Here is a 19429-nt window from a genome sequence, read left to right on the forward strand (position 1 = left end):
TTCCTTGAACCCATGACAGGCCATGGCTCGACTTCGTACAAAAGTGAAGTGCAGATTAGCACCGGGTGCGCAGCACGACGCAAAAAATAAGGGTTAATGCGTGCACCGACACTGATTTGAGATCGCTCCCACGCGCGGGCATGGGAAGGATCCGTGGTAGTTCAGGAATACTGCGTTTCCATCTCATCAAGCTGGTGATCAAAGGTTTTCAGGCGGGCGGTCCAGGTGTACACCAGCACCTCGAAATCCCGGTTGATCACCGCGCCATTGGGCGACTCGGAACGCGGGTCGCAGAAGTCCAGCTGGTAGCGTTCGCGCGCCATCGCGGTGGCCACGTCAGAGAGTTCGCGGGCATTTTTCTGCCAGTGCCAGCCTTCGCCGCTGGCCTGCTGGTCGAGCGCCCGGCATTGAACCTTGAGGGCTTCGAGGCTTTTTTCCAGTGGGGTGCCGGTGAGTTCGCCCATGACTTCCTGGAAGGTGCGGCCCGGTTGCCAGTAACTGCCCCAGAAATAGCGGTCGAAGACGGTTTCAACCCGGCGCAACGCCACCTTGGTGTCCCAGATCAGCACCAGGGTCTTGCCTTGTTCGAGTTGTTTTTTCTTGATCCGCAGGCCTTGCAACGAAGCCCAGGCGACGACCACGATTGACATCACCCCAATCAGCGCAATGGCGCTGTCGAGAAAGGTCAACGCCTTGTCGAGTTGATAAGCCAGCATCACGCCATAGAAATACGTTGCCGACAGCAGCACCAACGCAACGATGGCGCACCAGAAACCGAGAGCATAAGGGTTTTTCATTATTGGAATCCCCATGACCTGCACAAGCCTTGACCACCGGATCCACGCGCGCGGATCCGACACTACAAAGCATAGCAACGGCCTCAGGGTTTCGTCGGCTGTGGACCTTGCGTTCGTCCGCTTTCCCAACCGCCACCCAGCGCCAGGAACAAATCGATCTGGCTCATGGCGACCTGCGTGTTGGCCGCCGCCACCTGCGCGCGCACGTCGGTGTAGGTGCGGGTGGCCTGCAAGTCGGCCAGGAACGATGCCCGGCCCGCCTGGTAGAAGCGGTGCGTCTGGTCGGCCGCCAATTGCGCCGACTGCTCGGCATCGGCCAACGCGTCGCGGCGCTGGAGCAGCGCGGAATACTGGGCGAGCCCGGTCTGGGTTTCACGAATGGCGTTGAGCACCACCCCGTCAAAATGCGCCAGCGCCCCTTGGGTAGCGGCTTCGGCCTCACGCACACGGGCGCGGGAACCGTTGGTCGGCACGCTCCAGGTCAGTAACGGGCCAAAACCCCAGCGATTGGTTGCAGGTTCGCCCAGGTTTTCAAGAATACCCACGGTACCAACGGTCGCCCCGATGCTGATGTCCGGGTACAGCTGCCCGGTAGCGACACCAATACCGGCGGTGGCCGCCGCTAACCGGCGCTCAGCCTGACGCACATCCGGCCGGCGCTTGAGCAAGGTGGCGCCGTCACCGACCGGCAACAATTGCGCAATCTCTGGCAGCTCATGGCAATGCTGGGTGCCGACAGGCAATTGATCCACCGGCTTGGCCAGCAACATCGACAAACGGAACAGCCCGGCCTGACGTGCGGCTTCATAACGCGGCAATTCGGCGCGCAAGGATTTGAATTGGGTCTGGGAGCGGGTGACCTGGGTTTCATCGCCACGCCCGGCATCCCGCAGGCGCTGGACCAGCGTGGTGCTTTGGCCTTGCAAGTCCAGGGAATGCCCGGCGATCTCCAGCTCCTCATTGGCCGCACACACCTGGGTGTAGGCCCGCACGACATCGGCGACCAGGGTGATCCGCGCGGTGTCCGCCGCCGCCTGGGTCGCATCGGCATTGGCCTTGGCCGCTTCGATCCCACGCTGCAAGGTGCCGAACAGGTCGAACTGATAGGAGGTGGTGATACCGATGTCCCCAACGTTGGCCACCGGGACTTTCTCCGGCAGCAAAAACGCTTCGCCCGACTCCTGCAAACGCTGGGCACCGAGTTTCACCCCACCGCTCCAGCCGCCTGCCGACTCTGCCTCTTCCACTTGCGCACGGGCACGGGCCAGATTGGCCGCCGCCACTCGCAAATCGGTGTTGGCGGCCATGGCCTGGCGCACCAGTTCATCCAGGCGAGGGTCCCGGTACAACCGCCACCAGTCGCCTGGTACCGGAGCCGACACCGCGTTCCGGTTGTGGGCTGTCAGGTCGCCCTGGAAGTCCTCGCGATGCACCGCCGCCTCCTGCGGCAACTGGTAATCCGGGCCCACCGTCTGACAAGCGGACAGCAGCAAGCCGAGCCCGAGCGTCGCGATACCGGCGAGCGTTTTCATTGCGCCGGCTCCTGCTCGAGAGGATCGCCGATGATCGACACGGTCGCGGTACGCCCGGCGATCATGCGAAAGTCCGGCGGCACATCGTCAAAGGCAATGCGCACCGGAATCCGCTGGGCCAGGCGCACCCAGCTGAATGCAGGATTCACATTGGGCAGCAGGTTCGCACCGCTGGTGCGGTCGCGGTCTTCGATACCGGCGACAATGCTTTCGACATGCCCACGCAACCGCGCACGGTCACCGACCACACGAATATCCACACTCTGGCCGACATGAATACCGTCCAGCTTGGTCTCTTCGAAATAGCCGTCAATGTGGAAGGAGTTACTGTCCACCACCGACAGCACCGGACGACCCGCAGTGACGAACTCCTGGGTCCGTGGCGCACGATCGTTGAGGTAGCCGTCCACGGGGCTGCGGATCACCGAGCGGTCGAGATTGAGCTGGGCACTGTCCACCATCACCTGGGCTTCCATCAACGCCACCTCGGCACGGGCCACCCGCGACTGGCTTTCTTCCAGTTGCTCACCCGGCACCAGGTTGCCCAGGCCACGGTTACGCCTGGCTTCACGCTGCGCCTGGGCCAGGGTTTCCTGACGATCGGCAACCGCTGCCTTGGCCTGGCGCAGCGCCAACCGGAAACGGTCCTGGTCGATGCTAAACAGCACCTGGCCGCGCTTCACCAACTGGTTGTCGCGCACCTCCACTTGCTGGATCAGCCCGGACACGTCGGGGGCAATCTGCACGATGTCGGCACGAATGTGCCCGTCACGGGTCCAGGGAGCGAACATGTAATACATCACCATGCGCCACACCACGACGACCGCAAGGGTCACCACCAGCAGGGTCAGCACCACACGGCCAAGGGTCAAGAACGGTTTTTTCATGTCATCAGGTATCGACTGAGTGAGTCCACGGCGCCAAGCAGCACGGCGTAAAGACCCACGTTGAACAACGCCCGGTGCCAGACCAGGCGATAAAAGTGCAAGCGTGTCAGCACCCCGTGCACCAGCAGGTACACCAGGTAGGTAATGCCCATCAGCACCAGCAACGTGGGCAGGAACACCCCACTGATGTCCAGATCACCGATCATAAAGGCGCTCCATCGATGCCATGGGGAAGGGGCTCTTCGGCGTCGCTGGCCCCCACGAACTCCACGCCCGGCAACAGCGCCAGACGCAGGCCACTGAGGGCATGCAGCAGATTCAACCGGGTTTCGTCGTAATCCTGCCGGCCCTGGCCATTGAGTGCGCGGCGGGTGCGGTCCAGGGTCATCAGCAGCGCGGCCGGCGCCGGCAAGCGCTCTCCCGCCTTCAAGCATGCCTTGAAATACTCGCCGACCTCGGCCACCACCTGACGCAGTAACGCATTCGCCACGCCATGCACCCGTGGCGCATACGCCAGCAAGTCCAGCAGGTTCAGCCCCACGCGGACTTCACGCAGGGCAATCCCCGTGTCCTGGCCGGTCATGGCCAGGCGTGGCAAATGCTGCATCAGTCGATCGAGCAGTTGCACACCCAGGCGTCGGTGCTCGGCCAGGTTGGCCGGCTCGGTCATGCCGACAATGTCGTGCCAGCTGAAGCGGGTCAGGCGCTTGGCCGCCAGTTCCGAGCCGAACGGGCGGGCCACCAGGGTCCAGACGAAGGCAAACAGCAAGCCGATGGGGCCGGCGAGGTTGGCATTGGCGAAGCTCAGAAAATCCGCGTCGTAAACGCCCTGGAGGCTGATAAACGATGAGGTGTTGACGATGGTCAGCAGCATCCCCAGGTAAAAGGCCGGCTGTACCGTGAGGGTGCCAACGCAGATATAGGGCACGGCGAACGCCAGCACCAGCATCGGGAAGTCATGCAGGTTGGGCAGGATCAGAAACAGGTAAAGGCTGGCGAACACTACCGACAACGCGGTCCAGAAAAAGAACCGGTAAATCTGCGGCGCCGGGTCGTCCATCGAGGCGAAAAAGCTGCACGCCACCGCCGCCAGAATCACCGCGCTGCCGCCGTCGGGCCAGCCCAGTAGGATCCACAACACCGAGGCAACGATGATCGCCAGCACCGTGGAAGTCGCTGAATACAGCATCAGCCCGCGGTCGATAAAGGGGGTGAGCCGGCCCAGTCGCCAATGGCGGTAAACCGCGCGCCAGTTGTCCTGGCTGTCGTTGTGAATCGCTTGTTGCAGGCTACGCAGGTCCTGCCACAAGTCGACCCATTCCCCCAGGCGATACAGCGCATTGGAAAACAGCAATTGCTTGCGGTCATCCAGCGCTTCGGCACTCGGTTGCAAGGTTTCAAGCTGGTTGCGCAGGGCTTGCCAACGCTCGACGCTGGCATCGCTGTGGTCGAGCCATTCCAGCGCCGCCTCCAGTAGCGCTGCGAACCTGTCCACCAGCTCGGGGGTGCGCCGTTGCAAGGCGTACAGCGCATCGTCCAGGGCATCCACCACCGGCAGCAGGTGAATCATCCGCCCGCGCAGTTCCTTGGTATTGCGTACGGTTTGCGGCCGCGCGCCTTCGTGGGGCAACTGGCCGATCATCAATTCGAGGGTGTTGAAGGTCGCCACCATCGATGTGCGCAGGGCGCTGACCTCATCGGGGCGCACATCGCGGCTGAGGAAGCGCTGGCTGTAGGTCACCGCTTCACCGAACCACTTGCTGACCGCACCATCCAGTACCGGCGCCAACCGACGCGGCCAGAACACACTGCCCACCACAGCCGCACAGACAATGCCGAGAAAGATCTCTTCTGTCCGCGCTTCGGCCACATCCCACACGGCCAACGGGTTATCCACCACCGGCAAGGCGATCAGCGGCAAGGTGTAGCCGGCCAGCATCAGCGCATAGCTATTGGCGGTACGCAGGTGCATCGACAAAAACAGCAGGATGCCGGTCCACAGCGCAATGACCACCACCAGCACATAGGGGCTCTGGACGAACATCGGCACAAACAGCAAGGCCGCCGCCGCACCGGCGAAGGTGCCAATGGCGCGGTACAGCGCCTTGGAGCTGGTGGGGCCGACGAACGGGCTGGAGACGATGTAAACCGTGGCCATCGCCCAGTACGGACGCGGCATTTGCATGAGCATGGCGATGTACAGCGCGATCATCGACGCGGCGAAGGTACGCACGCCGTAGAACCAGTCGCGCGCTGGCGGGATACCGGAAAAAAAACCGTTCAAGACGGTGTCACCGAGACCTGCTCAGCGGTCTCGAACGCTCGAATCACCCGTAGCGCGGCCTCAAGGTCGGCCGGGTCGATACCGTGCAACACTTCACGGCGCAGACGGACCAACTCGGTCTCCACTGCCTGCACCAGCTCACGGCCGGTGTCGGTCAGACTCAGGCATTTGGCGCGACGATCAAGGGCATCTTCGGTGCGACAGACATACCCGGCGTGGCACAACTGATCGAGCAAACGCACCAGCGACGGACTCTCCATCCCCGCCGCCTGCGCCACCGTCACCTGCCGCACACCCTCGCCCAGGCGCCCGATCATCAACAACGGGACGGCGCAGGCTTCGGAAATGCCGTAATTGACCAGCGTGGTCTGGCAGATTTTGCGCCAATGCCGCGCGGCCACCACCATGGCACTGCTGAGGTTCATCTGAAGGGCGTCGAGGGTCTGGGGCACAGGGAAATTCGCATACAGTTAGTTCGCTAACTATCAATATCGCACTGGAGGGGAATTTCAGTCAAGTTTTGAAACAAATTGTGTGGTCACGCTCATCTCATGGCCCCTCCAAGAAATACTGCGACTTTGAGAGTCTTTGCAGGATTTCACCCACGCAAAGAAGGCATCAACGATGACTGAGCGCCCCGACTCAAAAGATGAGCATAGCCACACCCTGGCAAACGCCACGCAGTACCACAATGCTGTTCAGTTAAGGATGGGGTTGCTCAATACATCCCCCGTGGCGAGCGAGCTTGCTCGCGCTGGGCTGCACAGCAGCCCCAAAAACTATCGCCGAGTTCGTTCTGAAAGGCCGCAGTCGCTTTGTTTTGGGGGCGCTTCACGCCCCAGCGCGAGCAAGCTCGCTCACCACGGGGGCTTTTACTCGCTTTAAGCGTTTCTTAACTGAACAACATTGCACGCCGTACCGCGATTTTTTGCACAGAAAAATCGACGCTGCCCGCATCTCGGTGCACGACGGAACAGGTCAAAGCAATGATGAAGTCGAAGCTGAATTCGGCGCTCGGCGGGCTGAAACCGCTCTGATAGCAGAAAACTGAGCAATGAGTCGTTCCCGTAAATCGCGCAGAGAATGGCGTCTGAGCACTGTTATCGTTCGCCAAATCCTGTCGCCGATATGCGACGACATGACGAACTATAGGGGATCAGGGTTCGCAACCAAGCGGGCGGGCACCAGACGTTTCCCCGGGGTCTAGGGCCACTTCATGCATCGGCCAGCAGTCGCCCCGCCTCAGCCTCAATAAACTCAAACACCGCCTCCGGCACGCTGTACTGGAACTGCTTGCGCCGATGCCTGGAAACCTTGCCCGCGTTGTCCAGGCACATCATCACCAGCTTCGACAGGTCGCTGCCGCGCACGTCGTAGCGCTGGTTCACGGCTTTAATGATGCGGTCGTAGCGGTCGAGGAAATCGGTTTCTTCACGCAGTTCGACTTCGAGGGCGCGGCGGGCCATTTGCAGGGTGAATTCGACGCAGCGGGTGGCATCCCAGAAGCGGTAGATCGAGGGATGACCAATGAACTCAAACGCCATTTGCTCGGCATCCAGCCAAGTGACATTCCAGAAATCGCGAGCGGGTTGCGAAAACTCCTTGAGGGCCGCCAAGTAATTTGACTCTTCGTGTTTCATCGCCACGGAAACCGGCAGAAGCAGGCCATTTTCCAGAGCGCCGGAATGACACAGGGTCTGGTGGATCAGAAAGCGTGAAAGCCGGCCATTGCCGTCCATGAAGGGATGGAGAAAGACGAAACCAAACGCAGTTACGGCGGCAGCCACCAGTGGATCGACCTTGCGCGAAGACTGATTGGCAAACCTCATCAGTTCATCCATCAACTCACGGCACAGGTCCGGCTCGGGGGGGATATAGCTGACCCCAGCAGCGCCGCGCAGACCGTTATGCAGGTGGTTTTGTTCATGGCGGAACAGGGCGGCTTTGTCGAAAGGGTTGGAGACTGTGCTGTTCTGCAACTCGACCAGATACTCTTCGCTCAACTCACGACCGTCATGAGCCTGACGCAGCAGTTGAACGAAGCGCCGGGACTTTTCTTCGCTGGGTTCTTCTTTCTCGATAGCAAAGGAATCACGGGTTTCGTGGAGATACGCCCAGTTGATGGCGCGATCCATCATTTCCGCTGGCAATGTCGCCATAAAGGTTTTGGCCCGGCCGAGGATGTCGAGGCTGAGCAGGGCTTCGAGTTCGGACGTCCGCTCCACCGTGGCACAGTAGCGAAGGGAGCCGAGGCCATTGAACTCGATACGCCAGCGGGTATTTCTAACCGTAGGGCCAGTGATATACCGCTCTGGATCAAACAGCGGTAAGAATCGGCTATTAACTGACGCTTCGTAGTCGAGTCGCTGGTTGGTTAAACCTTCCCAGAGATAGCAGGCTTTTCGAACGAATACGCTGTTCGGGGCCTTGTCCAATTCCTCGAGCAGCTCTTCAGCAGGCACGGATTCAAGTGCCTGGGCCAGAATGCCGAGATTGATACCTTCGTGTTTGAGCGCAAAAAAAATGTGCTCAAGGGTCGAGTTGCCTTTAGGTGCCACTGACTGTGGTACGGCCAGGCAATCCCCGATCATGGATACGCGGGTGACGGGCTTGACCATCGCCACGCGCTTCGGTGCAATGGCTTTGAGTCTTAAGGCGTCATGCAGGTAGGCGTATCCAACCACGGGCATCGGGCGAGTCCACAGAAAAAGTTCAGAAATCCGATTAAAGCCCAGTTTTTTGCAACGCTCATCAGTTTTTTGCACGAATTTCCGCTTTTCCGCAGATTTTTACACCCCTCGCCCCTTCCGAAGCAACACATCCAGTTGATCCACCACCTCCGCCCAATCGGCGTCATCGAGGATTTCGTCGCGCAAAAAATCTGCCTGGCTCTTGCTCCAGAAGAAGGCGTCCGCCAGGTGCAGTTCAGGTTTCAACGGGGAATGGGTGGCGATGAATTGGTCGATGCTTTGCGCATCGTCGGGCAGGCCGAGCTGTTTGAACAGGTTAGGCAGGGTATGCGTCGGCGACTCCATGGGTGGACTCCTGATCAATGGGTTTGCTGGCACGCCGGTACCTGCAGAGATCACTGTCTGCAGGCGCCGGATTGCCAGTGAAAGAAGGTGGTGCGGCAAACACCCTCAATGGTAGCTAATGACTCAACTCGCACACCTCGGCATGGGGCACCATTTTCAGGTACTGGTCCATGCTCATGTGCACCAGGTTGTTGTGGTTGCCGGCTTCCACGTAGATCTCTTTCTGGCGGGTCAGCAATGGGTCGATGACCATGTCCAGGCCATAGGACTCGCCCAACGCCGGAACAGCGCCGCGTTCGCAGTCGTTGAACAGGTGGGCCAGGGTACTTTCGCGAGTCACCTGCCATTCACCGCTGCCGCGCACTTTGCTCAGGTCCAGATGCCGGCTGGCTGGTAGCACCGCCATCAGGTAGTGACCATGGTGGTCATCCAGGATTACCGACTTGGCCACGCGTTCCGCGGGAATGCCTGCCACCCTGGCGGTTTCCAGGCTGCTGGCCGAATGGGGGTGAGTGACCACGTCAAATTCGCAGTGCGCCTCTTCCAGGCTGCGCTGCACGGTTCTTGCCATACGCATGATGCACCTCGGTGTCCGTCGCAAGCGTTGGCGGACGATGGTTAAAGCGCGTTGTTCTCACTACAAAGTCTAGGCCCCATGCCAGAACCCGGGAATAAATCTGCCCACTGGATGCCGCCAGAACGTGATCAAAAATCAGTCGATCCAGCCTCAACTAGACTATAAGCAGGGCTATAGAAAGGCTCGTTGACGGACGGCTCTCCCGGAGGGTCAAGTGAACAGTCGCTGGTGTGTCTTCGCGCTGCTGCTGGGTTTGAGCGGGCCGGTGTCGGCAGCCGACGCGGTGATTATTTTCGACCCCAATGCCATCGGGGCATGGCTGATCATGCTGGGGATCGCCTTTTTGCTGGCCGAGGCGATGCTGCCCAGCTATGGCGTGATCGGACTGGGGGGCATCCTCACGTTCGTGGTCGGCTCAGTGATTCTGATGAACGCCGACCGGCCGGGCTTCAGCCCGCCAGCTCCGCTGCTGATCGGCCTGGCGCTGGTCAGCACCGTGCTGTTGATCGTGCTATTGATCCACGCGCTGAGAACCCGACCGAAACAGGCCGTCAGCGGTGATGCCGGGTTGCTGGGCAGCGTAACGCCCATCACCTCGATCCAGACCGACAACACCTGTCGCGGCTGGGTGCGCTTGCAGGGCGAACAGTGGCAAGTACACAGCAAGACCCCCCTGCAATCCGGTCAACCGGTGCGGGTGGTGGCACGCAAAGGTCTGATGCTGGAAGTGGCCGCGGCTGACGCGGCGCCGCAGGGAGAATGATCATGGGCCTGCAGTTGGGTTTTGCCGCGCTGTTGCTGCTGGTGATTGCACTGGCATCATCGACCTTTCGCATCCTGCGCGAATACGAGCGCGGCGTGGTGTTCCAGCTCGGGCGCTTCTGGCAGGTCAAAGGCCCGGGGCTGATCCTGTTGATTCCGGTGGTGCAGCAAATGGTGCGGGTCGATCTGCGCACCGTGGTGCTGGACGTGCCACCGCAAGACGTGATCACCCGTGACAACGTCTCGGTGAAGGTCAACGCGGTGCTGTACTTCCGCGTGCTCGACCCGCAAAAGGCGATCATCCAGGTCGAGAGCTTTCTCATGGCCACCAGCCAACTGGCGCAAACCACGCTGCGCGCCGTGCTGGGTAAACATGAGCTGGACGAACTACTGGCCGAGCGCGAACGGCTGAACATCGACATTCAACAGGTACTGGACGCACAAACCGACGCTTGGGGCATCAAAGTGGCGAACGTCGAGATCAAGCATGTCGACCTCAATGAATCGATGATCCGCGCCATCGCCCGCCAGGCCGAAGCCGAACGGGAACGGCGAGCCAAGGTGATCCACGCCGAAGGTGAATTGCAGGCCTCGGAAAAACTGATGCAGGCCGCCGAAATGCTCGGCCGCCAGCCCGGCGCCATGCAATTGCGCTACATGCAGACCCTGAGTTCGATTGCCGGGGACAAGAGCTCGACCATTGTCTTTCCGCTACCGATCGAATTGCTCAAGGGCATGGCGGATTTGTCGCAAAAAAAATAACCCGTGGCCCCTCACTTGGACAGCATTGCCGCTCATTGCGGGACGATTGCACACAGGTCTGCTCAAGGTACGAGACCTGCCCTCGATGGGGCGAGCAGCCCCATTGTCGACTAGCGTTCGTGCAACGCCTCCGCCCGGGCCTTGATGATCGGCTTGAGCAGGTAGCTGAGGATGGTTTTCTTGCCGGTGATGATGTCCACCGAGGCCACCATGCCGGGGATGATCAGCAGGGGCTTTTCATCGGTACCCAGGTGGCTGCGGTCGGTGCGCAGGGTGATCATGTAGTAGGTGGTTTTCTTGTCTTCGTCGGTGATGGTGTCGGCGCCAATCTGTTCCAGTTTGGCCTTCAGGCCGCCATAGACGGTGTAGTCATAGGCGGTGAACTTGACGATGGCTTCCTGGCCCGGGTGCAGGAAGGCGATGTCTTGCGGACGGATCTTCGCCTCCACCAACAGGGTATCGTCCAGCGGGACGATCTCGACCATGTCGCTGCCCGGCTGGATCACGCCACCGATGGTATTGACCAGCAGCTGCTTGACGATACCCCGCACCGGCGAGGTCACCAGGGTACGGCTGACGCGGTCTTCCAGCGCCTTTCCGGTCGCCTGGGCCTTGTTCAGGTCGGTGCGCGCTTCGTTGAGCTGGGTCAACGCTTCACTGCGGAACTTGCCGCGCGTCTCGTCGATCTTGCGTTGCACTTCCTTGATCGCCGACTCGGCACGGGGGATGGCCAGAGTCGTGGCGTCCAATTGGCCACGGGTTTCGACTTCCGCACGCTTGAGTCGCAGCACCTCCACGGGAGACACCGCGCCCTGAGCCACCAGGGGCTCGGACATGTTGATTTCCTGGCGCTGCAAGCCCAAGGCCTGGCGGTACTGCGCCTGCTTGGAGGTGAACTCGCGCAGTTCTTGCTGACGCTGGATCAGTTGTTCCTGCAACCCGCCAATTTCGTCATGCAATTGCTGGCGACGGCTGATGTACAAGGACTCTTCGCTGGCCGCCTGCACAGGCACGGCTTTCATCACGTCATCCGGGAACGCCAACGGGCGGTTATCGACTTCCGCGCTCAAACGCTCCACGCGCAGCAGCATGGACAGGCGGTCGGCTTCGGTTTCGCCGACATTGGATACAAATCGCGTGTCGTCCAGGCGAATCAGTGGCGCGCCGGCCTCGACGATCTGTCCTTCACGCACGAAGAGTTCGGCGACGATGCCCCCTTCAAGGTTCTGGATTTTTTGCAGCTTGGACGATGGGATCGCCTTGCCGTCGCCCTTGGTGACCTCATCGATCACCGCAAAGTTGGCCCACAGCAGCAGGAACAGGAAAAAACCGATAATGGCCCATATGGTCAGTCGCACCACCCGTGGCGCGTCTTCGATCAACGCTTTGTTGACCTCGGGCAGGGGCTGGCCGTGCAGCGAATCGGTACCTTTGAAGTAACGACGGATCGAGTCTTTCACCCCGGACTTAAGCAACACTGATCTGCCCCTTCTTCAACGCTTCCATCACCACGGCTTTTGGCCCATCGGCCAGAATTTGCCCTCTGTCGATCACCAACAACCGATCGACCAGCGACAGCAACGATGCCCGGTGCGTGACCAGCACCACGGTTTTGTTCTCGACCACGGCTTGCAGGCGTTGCTTCAAGCGCTCTTCACCGGTGTTGTCCATGGCGCTGGTTGGCTCATCGAGCAGCAGGATGGGTGGGTTGAGCAGCAGTGCACGGGCCAGGGCGACGTTCTGCCGCTGACCGCCCGAGAGGTTTTGCCCGCGCTCGCCGACTTGCAGCTCGTAACCCTGGGGGTGCAAACGGGCGAATTCGTGCACGCCCGCCAGTTCAGCCGCCTGCAGCACGAGCTCGTCTTCCATGTAGCGCGCACCGGACACCAGGTTGTCGCGCAATGTACCGGCGAGCAATTGAATATCCTGCGGCACATAACCGATGTTGTGGCGCAACTCGCTGACATCGATCTGGCGGATGTCGACACCATCTACCAGCAACGCACCGTCATCAGGCTGATAGAGCCCGACCAGCAGCTTGGCCAACGAGCTCTTGCCCGAGCCACTGCGGCCGATGATGCCGATCTTCTCGCCCGGCTTGATCACCAGGTTGATGTTCTTGAGTGCCGGGTTCTGTTGGCCCGGGTAGGTGAAGTTCAACTGCCGGCACTCGATAGCACCTTGCAGCACCCGGCGACTGAGCGGGCGCTCTTCGAAATTGCGCTCTTGCGGCAGCTCCATCATCTGGTCGACCGATGTCATGGTGACCCGCGCCTGCTGGTAGCGGGTCAGCAGACCGGACAGCGACGCCAGCGGGCTCAGTGCCCGGCCGCTGAGCATGTAGCACGCGATCAGGCCACCCATGCTGAGGTTGCCGGCAATGATCTGGTACACGCCGAAGACGATCATGATTACCCCGGCCAGTTGCTGGATCAGCAGGGTAATGTTCATCGACAGGCCAGAGAGCATTTTGACCCGCAACTCGAGCCGGCTGAGGGTGCCGATAGTCTGTTCCCACTGGTATTGCCGCTCGCTCTCGGCGTTGTTGACCTTGACCGCATCCAGCCCGGCAAGGGTTTCGATCAGGCTCGACTGGCGCTCGGCCCCCAGTGCCATGGTGCGCTCCATGGTCGCCACCAAGGGTTTTTGCAGGTAATAGCCGATCAGCAAGGCAAGCGGGAACGCCAGCATCGGGATCCACACCAAATGCCCGCCCAGCAAGGCGATCACCAGGAAAATCAGCAAGGTGAACGGCAAGTCGATCAGGCTGGTGAGTGTCAGCGACGCGAGGAAATCGCGCAGGCTCTGAAACTCATGGATGTTCTGGGCAAAGCTGCCGACCCGCGCGGGACGGTACTTCATGGCCATGCCGACAATCCGCTCGAACAGCGTGGCGGAGATGATCAGGTCGGTCTTTTTACCGGCCAGGTCCAGGCACAGGCTGCGCAGGCTCTTGAGGATCAGGTCGAACAGATAGGCGCCGGTGATGCCGATGGCCAGCACCCACAAGGTAGCTTCAGCCTGGTTGGGTACGACGCGGTCGTAGACGTTCATCACGAACAGCGGCGCGGCCATGGCGATGATGTTGATCAGGAAACTGGCAGCGATGGCGTCGGCGTACAGCCAGCGCGAGCGCTTGAGGGTGTCACGGAACCAGGAACGTGCACGCGGGATCAGCGTGCCGTGGTTCACGTCGAATTTATGTTGAGGCTGGGCGAAGAAGGCTTGCCCGATGTAGTCGTCTTCCAGCAGCTCACGGCTGACCTGGACTTCACCGCCATCGCTTTCGCTGAGCAGCAGGCGCGCCTGGTCACCTTGCCACCCCAACAGCACGGCACTGCGGTCGTCCTTGAGCAGTAACAGCGCTGGCAGGGCAATCGTCGGGATCTTGTCCAGCTTGCGTTGCAGCACCCGTCCCTGCAGACCGGCGCGAGCCGCCGCCCGTGGCAGCAACTCGACGCTCAGGCGCTGCTTGGGCAATGGCAGACCGGTGGTCAGCATGGCCGCGCTGGCAGGTTTCTGGTGCAACATGCAGAGCGCCAGTAATCCGTCTAACAACGGATCGTCGTGCACCGCGCGTGGATCATGATTGAGATGAACTCGACTGGCTTCTGATTCCACGCTCGATACTCTTGGCTATCAATTGAACATTAAATAAAGCTCAATTCATGCCAGGTAGCTGGACCTGGGGCTTCACGTCGTTCTGCACGACGGACGCCATCGGTGCGACCACTCCCTGGCTCTTGAGCAACTCGCCCATGGTCGCCTTGATTCGATACTGAGTAAATAACTGAATGTTTTTGATTTCGGCCAAACGGCGCGAAGCGTTGAACAATTCGTTCTCACTGTCGAGCAAGTCGAGCAAGGTCCGCTCGCCGAGGCTGAACTGTTGCTGGTAGGCCGAACGCACACTAGTGCTGTAGTCCACGTATTTCTGGGCGATTGGCACTTGGGCGTTGGCGTTGTTCTGGGCGTTCCAGGCCAGGCCCAGTTCTTCGTTCAGCACCCGCAAGGCATTGTTGCGGATATCCAGTGCCTGGTTGGACTGGTAAGCCTTGGACTCCAGGTCCGCCTTGTTGCTGCCGCCGGCATACAGGTTGAAACGCATGCGCAGCATCGCCTGCCACTCGTTGCTGTGGCCATTCATGCCGTCAATGTCGTTGTCGGCGGAGCGCCCCAGTTCCGCATCGAAACGTGGGTAGAAGGTCGATTTGGCCGTGTCGTACTGCTTCTCGGCCGCCACGATGTCCGACTCGGCAGAGCGCAGGATCGGGCTGTTTTCCAGCATCTGCTGGCGGGCTTCATTCAAGTCGGCTGGCAGCATCGCCATAAACGGCGCGGGACGCTCTAGCTGGTCCGGCATCTGACCCACGGCGCTCAGGTAGTTGACCTGGGCATCGGCCAGGTTGGTCTGTTCGGTGATCAGGTTGTTGCGCGCCTGGGCCAGACGGGCTTCTGCCTGGTCGCGGTCGGCGGTACGGCCTACGCCGCGCTCGGTGCGCAGTCGGATCTGATCGAAGATGCGCTCGTGGTTACGCAGATTGTCCTCGGCCAGTTGCACGAACTCACGGCGGGTCAACACGTCGAGGTACACCTGGGCCACGGTCAGCGCGGTGCGCTCGGAGGTCCCCAGCAGCGAGTAGGCGCGGGAGTTGACGGTGGCTTGTTGACGCCCGACTTCGCTGGACGTCGCAAAACCGTCAAAAACCATTTGTTGCAGGCGCAGACTCGACTCACCACGGTTCAACGTTTCCCAGTCATTGCTACCGGAGCCGGCACGCGTGGTGGTGTTGTCAGTCCCTTCACGACCATAACCACCGAGCAGATCGACCTTGGGCAGATACCCACCCTGAGCCGCCTTGAGTTGGTAGTCGGCCGCCAGGCGGTTATTCACCCCAGCCTGGATTTCCGGGTGGACATCCAGTGCCTGTTGCATGGCTTGGGGCAGGGTTTGGGCTTGTGCAAAACTGGCGGCGAGGGCGAAGGGTAGAGCCTTGAACAGGTGCGAACGCATAAAAGAATTTCCCAGGACTTCTTGTCTCAGATCACAGCAGGTCGGGTGCTGTAACGGAAAATGGCAACCGGAATGTCCGTATGTCGGAAAGTTCAAAATCGGAACTGGATCACACGCTGGAGTACAGGTCGCCGCATAAATATCAATGTGACATTACTGGGACGATTGTTTAGGATGGCACCCAGAAGGTCAATAGTTTGGCATAAAGTTAATCGCGAAAAAACATAGCCAAATTATTGACGATTAAGCGCGTCATTTGTACGTCTATTATTTTCAAAGTACGTCCAGACTGAAGTGGCATAAGCCCTTCAGGCCTATGGAAGCCTACTGAACGGAACACCGGAGAGTCCTTAATGAGCAGTGTTGTTGCCATCGTCAAAAGCATTGTCGGTCAAGTTTTTGCAGTGTCCCCAGAGGGCATCAGACGTGTATTGATCGAGGGCGATCGACTGTTCGTGGGCGATCAACTGGATACCGGCCTGGCCGGTGCGGTGACCCTGGAGTTGGCTGACGGCCGCCTGCTGGACCTGGGCCGTGACACCCAATGGAGCGGCAGCGCACCGGATTCCAGCACTGACCTGGCGCAAGCCACCGCGCAGGCCGCGCCGTCGGTGGAAGAACTGCAACAAGCAATCGTCGCGGGTGCCGACCCGACCACCGAACTCGAAGCCACCGCCGCCGGTCCGTCCGCTGCAGGCTCAGGTGGTGCGGCCGGTGGTGGCCACAGCTTCGTGATGCTCGACGAGACCGCAGGCCGGGTTGACCCGACCATTGGCTTCCCGACCGCGGGCATCGGCTCTGATGCCGCCGTTGTCGAGAACACCACCGGTGCCGAGAACAACAGCGCCAACAACGTCCTGCGCGGCTCGACCCTGACGCTGAGCGCCACGCCGACCATCACCGAAGCCGGCGGCGTACTGGTCTACACCGCGAACGTGACCCAGGCGCCACTGAGCGACCTGACCATCACCCTGTCCAATGGCTCGATCATTGTCATTCCTGCCGGGCAGGTGAGCGGCAGCGTCAACGTGCCACTGGCACCGAACGACAGCGTCTACACCGACCCGTCGCAGATTACCGTGACCGTCACCGGCACCACGGGCGGTGGTGGCCTGGTGCTGACCGTCGACCCGACGCCTGCCGTCACCCAGGTCACCGACACCATTGATACCACCACAGTCACCCTGACCGCGTCGCCGACCATCACGGAAGGCGGCCAGATTACCTATACCGCGACCCTGACCAACCCGGCGCAAACCCCGGTCACCGTGACCCTGAGCAACGGCTCGACCATCACTATCGAAGCCGGTAAAACCACGGGCACCGTGAACGTCGACACCCCGATCAATGACGTCTACAACAACGGCAGCACGGTCACGACCACCATCACCGACGCTACCGGTGGCAACTTCGAAAACCTGGTGCCAAACACCACGCCTGCCGTCACCACCATCACCGACTCGGTGGACAACACCGGCCTGACCCTGACCGCCACCGACAGCATCACCGAAGGCGGACAGATCACCTATACCGCGACCCTGACCAACCCGGCCGGCACGCCGATGACCGTGACCTTGAGCAATGGCTCGGTCATTACCATCGAAGCGGGCAAGACCACGGGTTCCGTGGTGGTTGATACCCCGGCCAACGATGTCTATGTGAATGGCAGCACCGTCAGCACCACCATCGCGGGCACGACGGGCGGCAACTTCGAAAACCTGGTGCCAAACACCACGCCTGCGGTTACCACCATCACCGACTCGGTGGACAACACCGGCCTGACCCTGACCGCCACCGACAGCATCACCGAAGGCGGCCAGATCACCTACACCGCGACCCTGACCAACCCGGCCGGCACGCCGATGACCGTGACCTTGAGCAATGGCTCGGTCATTACCATCGAAGCGGGCAAGACCACGGGTTCCGTGGTAGTCGACACCCCGGCCAACGATGTCTATGTGAATGGCAGCACCGTCAGCACCACCATCGCGGGCACGACGGGCGGCAACTTCGAAAACCTGGTGCCAAGCACCACGCCTGCGGTTACCACCATCACCGACTCGGTGGACAACACCGGCCTGACCCTGACCGCCACCGACAGCATCACCGAAGGTGGTCAGATCACCTACACCGCCACCCTGACCAACCCGGCCGGCACGCCGATGACCGTGACCTTGAGCAATGGCTCGGTCATTACCATCGAAGCGGGCAAGACCACAGGTTCCGTGGTGGTCGATACCCCAGCCAACGATGTCTATGTGAATGGCAGCACCGTCAGCACCACCATCGAAGGTACGACGGGTGGCAACTTCGAAAGCCTGGTGCCAAACACCACGCCTGCCGTTACCACCATCACCGACTCGGTGGACAACACCGGCCTGACCCTGACCGCCACCGACAGCATCACCGAAGGCGGCCAGATCACCTACACCGCCACCTTGACCAACCCGGCCGGCACGCCGATGACCGTGACCTTGAGCAACGGCTCGGTCATTACCATCGAAGCCGGTAAAACCACGGGCTCCGTGGTGGTCGACACCCCGGCCAACGATGTCTATGTGAATGGCAGCACCGTCAGCACCACCATCGCGGGTACGACGGGTGGCAACTTCGAAAACCTGGTGCCAGGCACCACGCCTGCGGTTACCAGCATCACCGATTCCGTCGACGCCGTCACCGTCACTATCGAAAGCGCTGGCAACGTGCTGGAAAATGCTGCGCCGACCTTCACTATCAAGGTCGATCAGAAGTTGGATCACGACTTGACCGTGACCCTGAGCAACGGTGAAACCGTGGTTATCGCGGCCGGAGCTACGGAAACCACCTACACCCTGCCCGTTCAGGGCGATGACGTGTACAAAGATGGCGAAACCCTCAAGCTGGGTATCGCCGATGCGGTAGTAGACGGTAAAACCTTTGAGAACCTGGTGATTGGCGACAAAGCCTCCGTGACCATCGGCGACACCATCAGCGAAGTCACCGCCACCCTGACCGTGGATAAAACCACCGTCACCGAAGGCGGTTCGGTTACCTACACCGTGACCCTGACCAACGCCGCCGGCCTGCCAATGAGCAACCACGGCGAGCTGACCTTCAAGCTCTCCGATGGCACCACCATCACCGTGCCAGCCAACAGCACCACTGGCAGCGCCACGGTCGTCACCACCAATGACATCTTCACTGGCGGCCAGCCTTCGCTGGTCAACAAGCTGGAATCCGTCAGCGGCGCCGAGCAGTTCGAGCAGCTGACCCTCGGCCAGGACGAATACACCACCACCGTCACCGACCAACCGCCCGGCGAAGGTGACCAGATCACCGTCACCATCGAAAGCAACGGCGACGTGCTGGAAAACGCCGCACCGAAGTTCACCGTCAAGGTCGACCAAGTCCTGAAACAGGACCTGACCGTGACCCTGAGCAACGGCGATACCGTCGTGATCAAGGCCGGTAGCACCGAGACCCCGTACGAGCTCAAGGCTCAGGGCGACGACGTCTACAAAGACGGCCAGATCGTCGAAGTAGGTGTTACTGACGCTGTAATTGACGGTAAGTCCTTCGAGAACCTGGTACTCGGCGACAAAGCCAGCGTGACCATCGGCGATACCGTGACTGAAGTAGTCGCTACGTTGACCGTGGATAAAACCACCGTCACCGAAGGTGGCCAGGTCAGCTACACCGTGACCCTGACCAACGCTGCCGGCTTGCCGATGGGCGCCCATGGTCCGCTGGAATTCACCCTGTCCGACGGCACCGTGGTCAAGATCCCGGCCAACGGTACT

Annotated in this window: 16 protein-coding genes; 4 read left to right on the forward strand and 12 right to left on the reverse strand. The window is 60.6% G+C overall.

Annotated features, from left to right (window positions below; translation table 11 throughout):
* Positions 1-161: 161 nt before the first annotated feature.
* The 6 genes from AC3WQN_RS15380 to AC3WQN_RS15405 form a co-directional block, all read right to left on the reverse strand.
* The gene (locus tag AC3WQN_RS15380) at positions 162-797 is read right to left on the reverse strand and encodes an NADH:ubiquinone oxidoreductase subunit N (RefSeq protein ID WP_103399605.1); all 636 of its coding nucleotides are present in this window, start codon (positions 795-797) and stop codon (positions 162-164) included.
* Between the two features lie 83 nt (positions 798-880).
* Positions 881-2329 (reverse strand): efflux transporter outer membrane subunit, encoded by a 1449-nt coding sequence (locus AC3WQN_RS15385; protein WP_103399606.1) that lies wholly within the window; start codon positions 2327-2329, stop codon positions 881-883.
* Positions 2326-3216: an efflux RND transporter periplasmic adaptor subunit gene (locus AC3WQN_RS15390; RefSeq protein WP_103399607.1), complete on the reverse strand. Its 891-nt coding sequence runs from the start codon at positions 3214-3216 to the stop codon at positions 2326-2328. Before AC3WQN_RS15390 ends, AC3WQN_RS15385 begins: the two co-directional genes overlap by 4 nt.
* The gene (locus AC3WQN_RS15395; protein WP_095147332.1) at positions 3213-3422 is read right to left on the reverse strand and encodes a DUF1656 domain-containing protein; all 210 of its coding nucleotides are present in this window, start codon (positions 3420-3422) and stop codon (positions 3213-3215) included. Before AC3WQN_RS15395 ends, AC3WQN_RS15390 begins: the two co-directional genes overlap by 4 nt.
* Entirely contained in the window at positions 3419-5500 is a 2082-nt protein-coding gene (locus tag AC3WQN_RS15400) for an FUSC family protein (protein WP_103399608.1), read from the reverse strand. The genes AC3WQN_RS15395 and AC3WQN_RS15400 overlap by 4 nt, the downstream gene beginning before the upstream one ends.
* Positions 5497-5925: a MarR family winged helix-turn-helix transcriptional regulator gene (locus tag AC3WQN_RS15405; protein ID WP_103399609.1), complete on the reverse strand. Its 429-nt coding sequence runs from the start codon at positions 5923-5925 to the stop codon at positions 5497-5499. The genes AC3WQN_RS15400 and AC3WQN_RS15405 overlap by 4 nt, the downstream gene beginning before the upstream one ends.
* A gap of 320 nt (positions 5926-6245) precedes the next feature.
* Between AC3WQN_RS15405 and AC3WQN_RS15410 the strand changes: the two genes are divergently transcribed.
* Complete coding sequence (locus AC3WQN_RS15410) at positions 6246-6551, forward strand: antitoxin of toxin-antitoxin stability system (protein ID WP_146038366.1); 306 nt, start codon at positions 6246-6248, stop codon at positions 6549-6551.
* A gap of 163 nt (positions 6552-6714) precedes the next feature.
* Here AC3WQN_RS15410 and AC3WQN_RS15415 read toward each other — a convergent pair whose 3' ends face one another.
* From AC3WQN_RS15415 to AC3WQN_RS15425, 3 genes are all read right to left on the reverse strand, one after another.
* Positions 6715-8190, reverse strand: a complete 1476-nt coding sequence (locus tag AC3WQN_RS15415) for a Fic family protein (protein ID WP_103399610.1) — start codon at positions 8188-8190, stop codon at positions 6715-6717.
* Positions 8191-8289: 99 nt separating this feature from the next.
* Positions 8290-8535, reverse strand: coding sequence for a DUF2789 domain-containing protein (locus AC3WQN_RS15420; RefSeq protein ID WP_095082031.1), 246 nt, complete (start codon positions 8533-8535; stop codon positions 8290-8292).
* A gap of 115 nt (positions 8536-8650) precedes the next feature.
* Entirely contained in the window at positions 8651-9112 is a 462-nt protein-coding gene (locus tag AC3WQN_RS15425) for an aminoacyl-tRNA deacylase (protein ID WP_095082027.1), read from the reverse strand.
* A gap of 214 nt (positions 9113-9326) precedes the next feature.
* Between AC3WQN_RS15425 and AC3WQN_RS15430 the strand changes: the two genes are divergently transcribed.
* The gene (locus tag AC3WQN_RS15430) at positions 9327-9875 is read left to right on the forward strand and encodes an NfeD family protein (protein ID WP_103399611.1); all 549 of its coding nucleotides are present in this window, start codon (positions 9327-9329) and stop codon (positions 9873-9875) included.
* A gap of 2 nt (positions 9876-9877) precedes the next feature.
* A complete protein-coding gene (locus AC3WQN_RS15435) occupies positions 9878-10636 on the forward strand; it encodes a slipin family protein (protein WP_103399612.1) in 759 nt (252 codons plus the stop codon).
* A 110-nt stretch (positions 10637-10746) separates the two neighbouring features.
* Here the strand turns inward: AC3WQN_RS15435 and AC3WQN_RS15440 are convergent, their stop codons facing one another.
* Genes AC3WQN_RS15440 through AC3WQN_RS15450 form a run of 3 tightly spaced genes read right to left on the reverse strand, consistent with a single transcriptional unit; the run spans position 10747 to position 15650 of the window.
* Entirely contained in the window at positions 10747-12114 is a 1368-nt protein-coding gene (locus AC3WQN_RS15440; protein WP_103399613.1) for an HlyD family type I secretion periplasmic adaptor subunit, read from the reverse strand.
* Positions 12104-14257: a type I secretion system permease/ATPase gene (locus AC3WQN_RS15445; protein ID WP_103399614.1), complete on the reverse strand. Its 2154-nt coding sequence runs from the start codon at positions 14255-14257 to the stop codon at positions 12104-12106. The genes AC3WQN_RS15440 and AC3WQN_RS15445 overlap by 11 nt, the downstream gene beginning before the upstream one ends.
* Positions 14258-14297: 40 nt before the next feature.
* On the reverse strand, positions 14298-15650 hold the full coding sequence (locus tag AC3WQN_RS15450; protein ID WP_103399615.1) for a TolC family outer membrane protein: 1353 nt from the start codon (positions 15648-15650) through the stop codon (positions 14298-14300).
* 353 nt (positions 15651-16003) lie between these two features.
* Between AC3WQN_RS15450 and AC3WQN_RS15455 the strand changes: the two genes are divergently transcribed.
* On the forward strand, positions 16004-19429 hold a 3426-nt coding region (locus tag AC3WQN_RS15455), incomplete at its 3' end, for a retention module-containing protein (protein ID WP_492606944.1).

This window comes from Pseudomonas sp. FW300-N1A1 (genome assembly GCF_058789115.1).

Bases quoted from the DNA above. Each gene is read 5' to 3' on its own strand.
- AC3WQN_RS15405 (WP_103399609.1), bottom strand. From the start codon at position 5,925: ATGAACCTCAGCAGTGCCATGGTGGTGGCCGCGCGGCATTGGCGCAAA.
- AC3WQN_RS15390 (WP_103399607.1), bottom strand. From the start codon at position 3,216: ATGAAAAAACCGTTCTTGACCCTTGGCCGTGTGGTGCTGACCCTGCTG.
- AC3WQN_RS15435 (WP_103399612.1), top strand. From the start codon at position 9,878: ATGGGCCTGCAGTTGGGTTTTGCCGCGCTGTTGCTGCTGGTGATTGCA.
- AC3WQN_RS15420 (WP_095082031.1), bottom strand. From the start codon at position 8,535: ATGGAGTCGCCGACGCATACCCTGCCTAACCTGTTCAAACAGCTCGGC.
- AC3WQN_RS15450 (WP_103399615.1), bottom strand. From the start codon at position 15,650: ATGCGTTCGCACCTGTTCAAGGCTCTACCCTTCGCCCTCGCCGCCAGT.
- AC3WQN_RS15380 (WP_103399605.1), bottom strand. From the start codon at position 797: ATGAAAAACCCTTATGCTCTCGGTTTCTGGTGCGCCATCGTTGCGTTG.
- AC3WQN_RS15425 (WP_095082027.1), bottom strand. From the start codon at position 9,112: ATGCGTATGGCAAGAACCGTGCAGCGCAGCCTGGAAGAGGCGCACTGC.
- AC3WQN_RS15385 (WP_103399606.1), bottom strand. From the start codon at position 2,329: ATGAAAACGCTCGCCGGTATCGCGACGCTCGGGCTCGGCTTGCTGCTG.
- AC3WQN_RS15415 (WP_103399610.1), bottom strand. From the start codon at position 8,190: ATGCCCGTGGTTGGATACGCCTACCTGCATGACGCCTTAAGACTCAAA.
- AC3WQN_RS15395 (WP_095147332.1), bottom strand. From the start codon at position 3,422: ATGATCGGTGATCTGGACATCAGTGGGGTGTTCCTGCCCACGTTGCTG.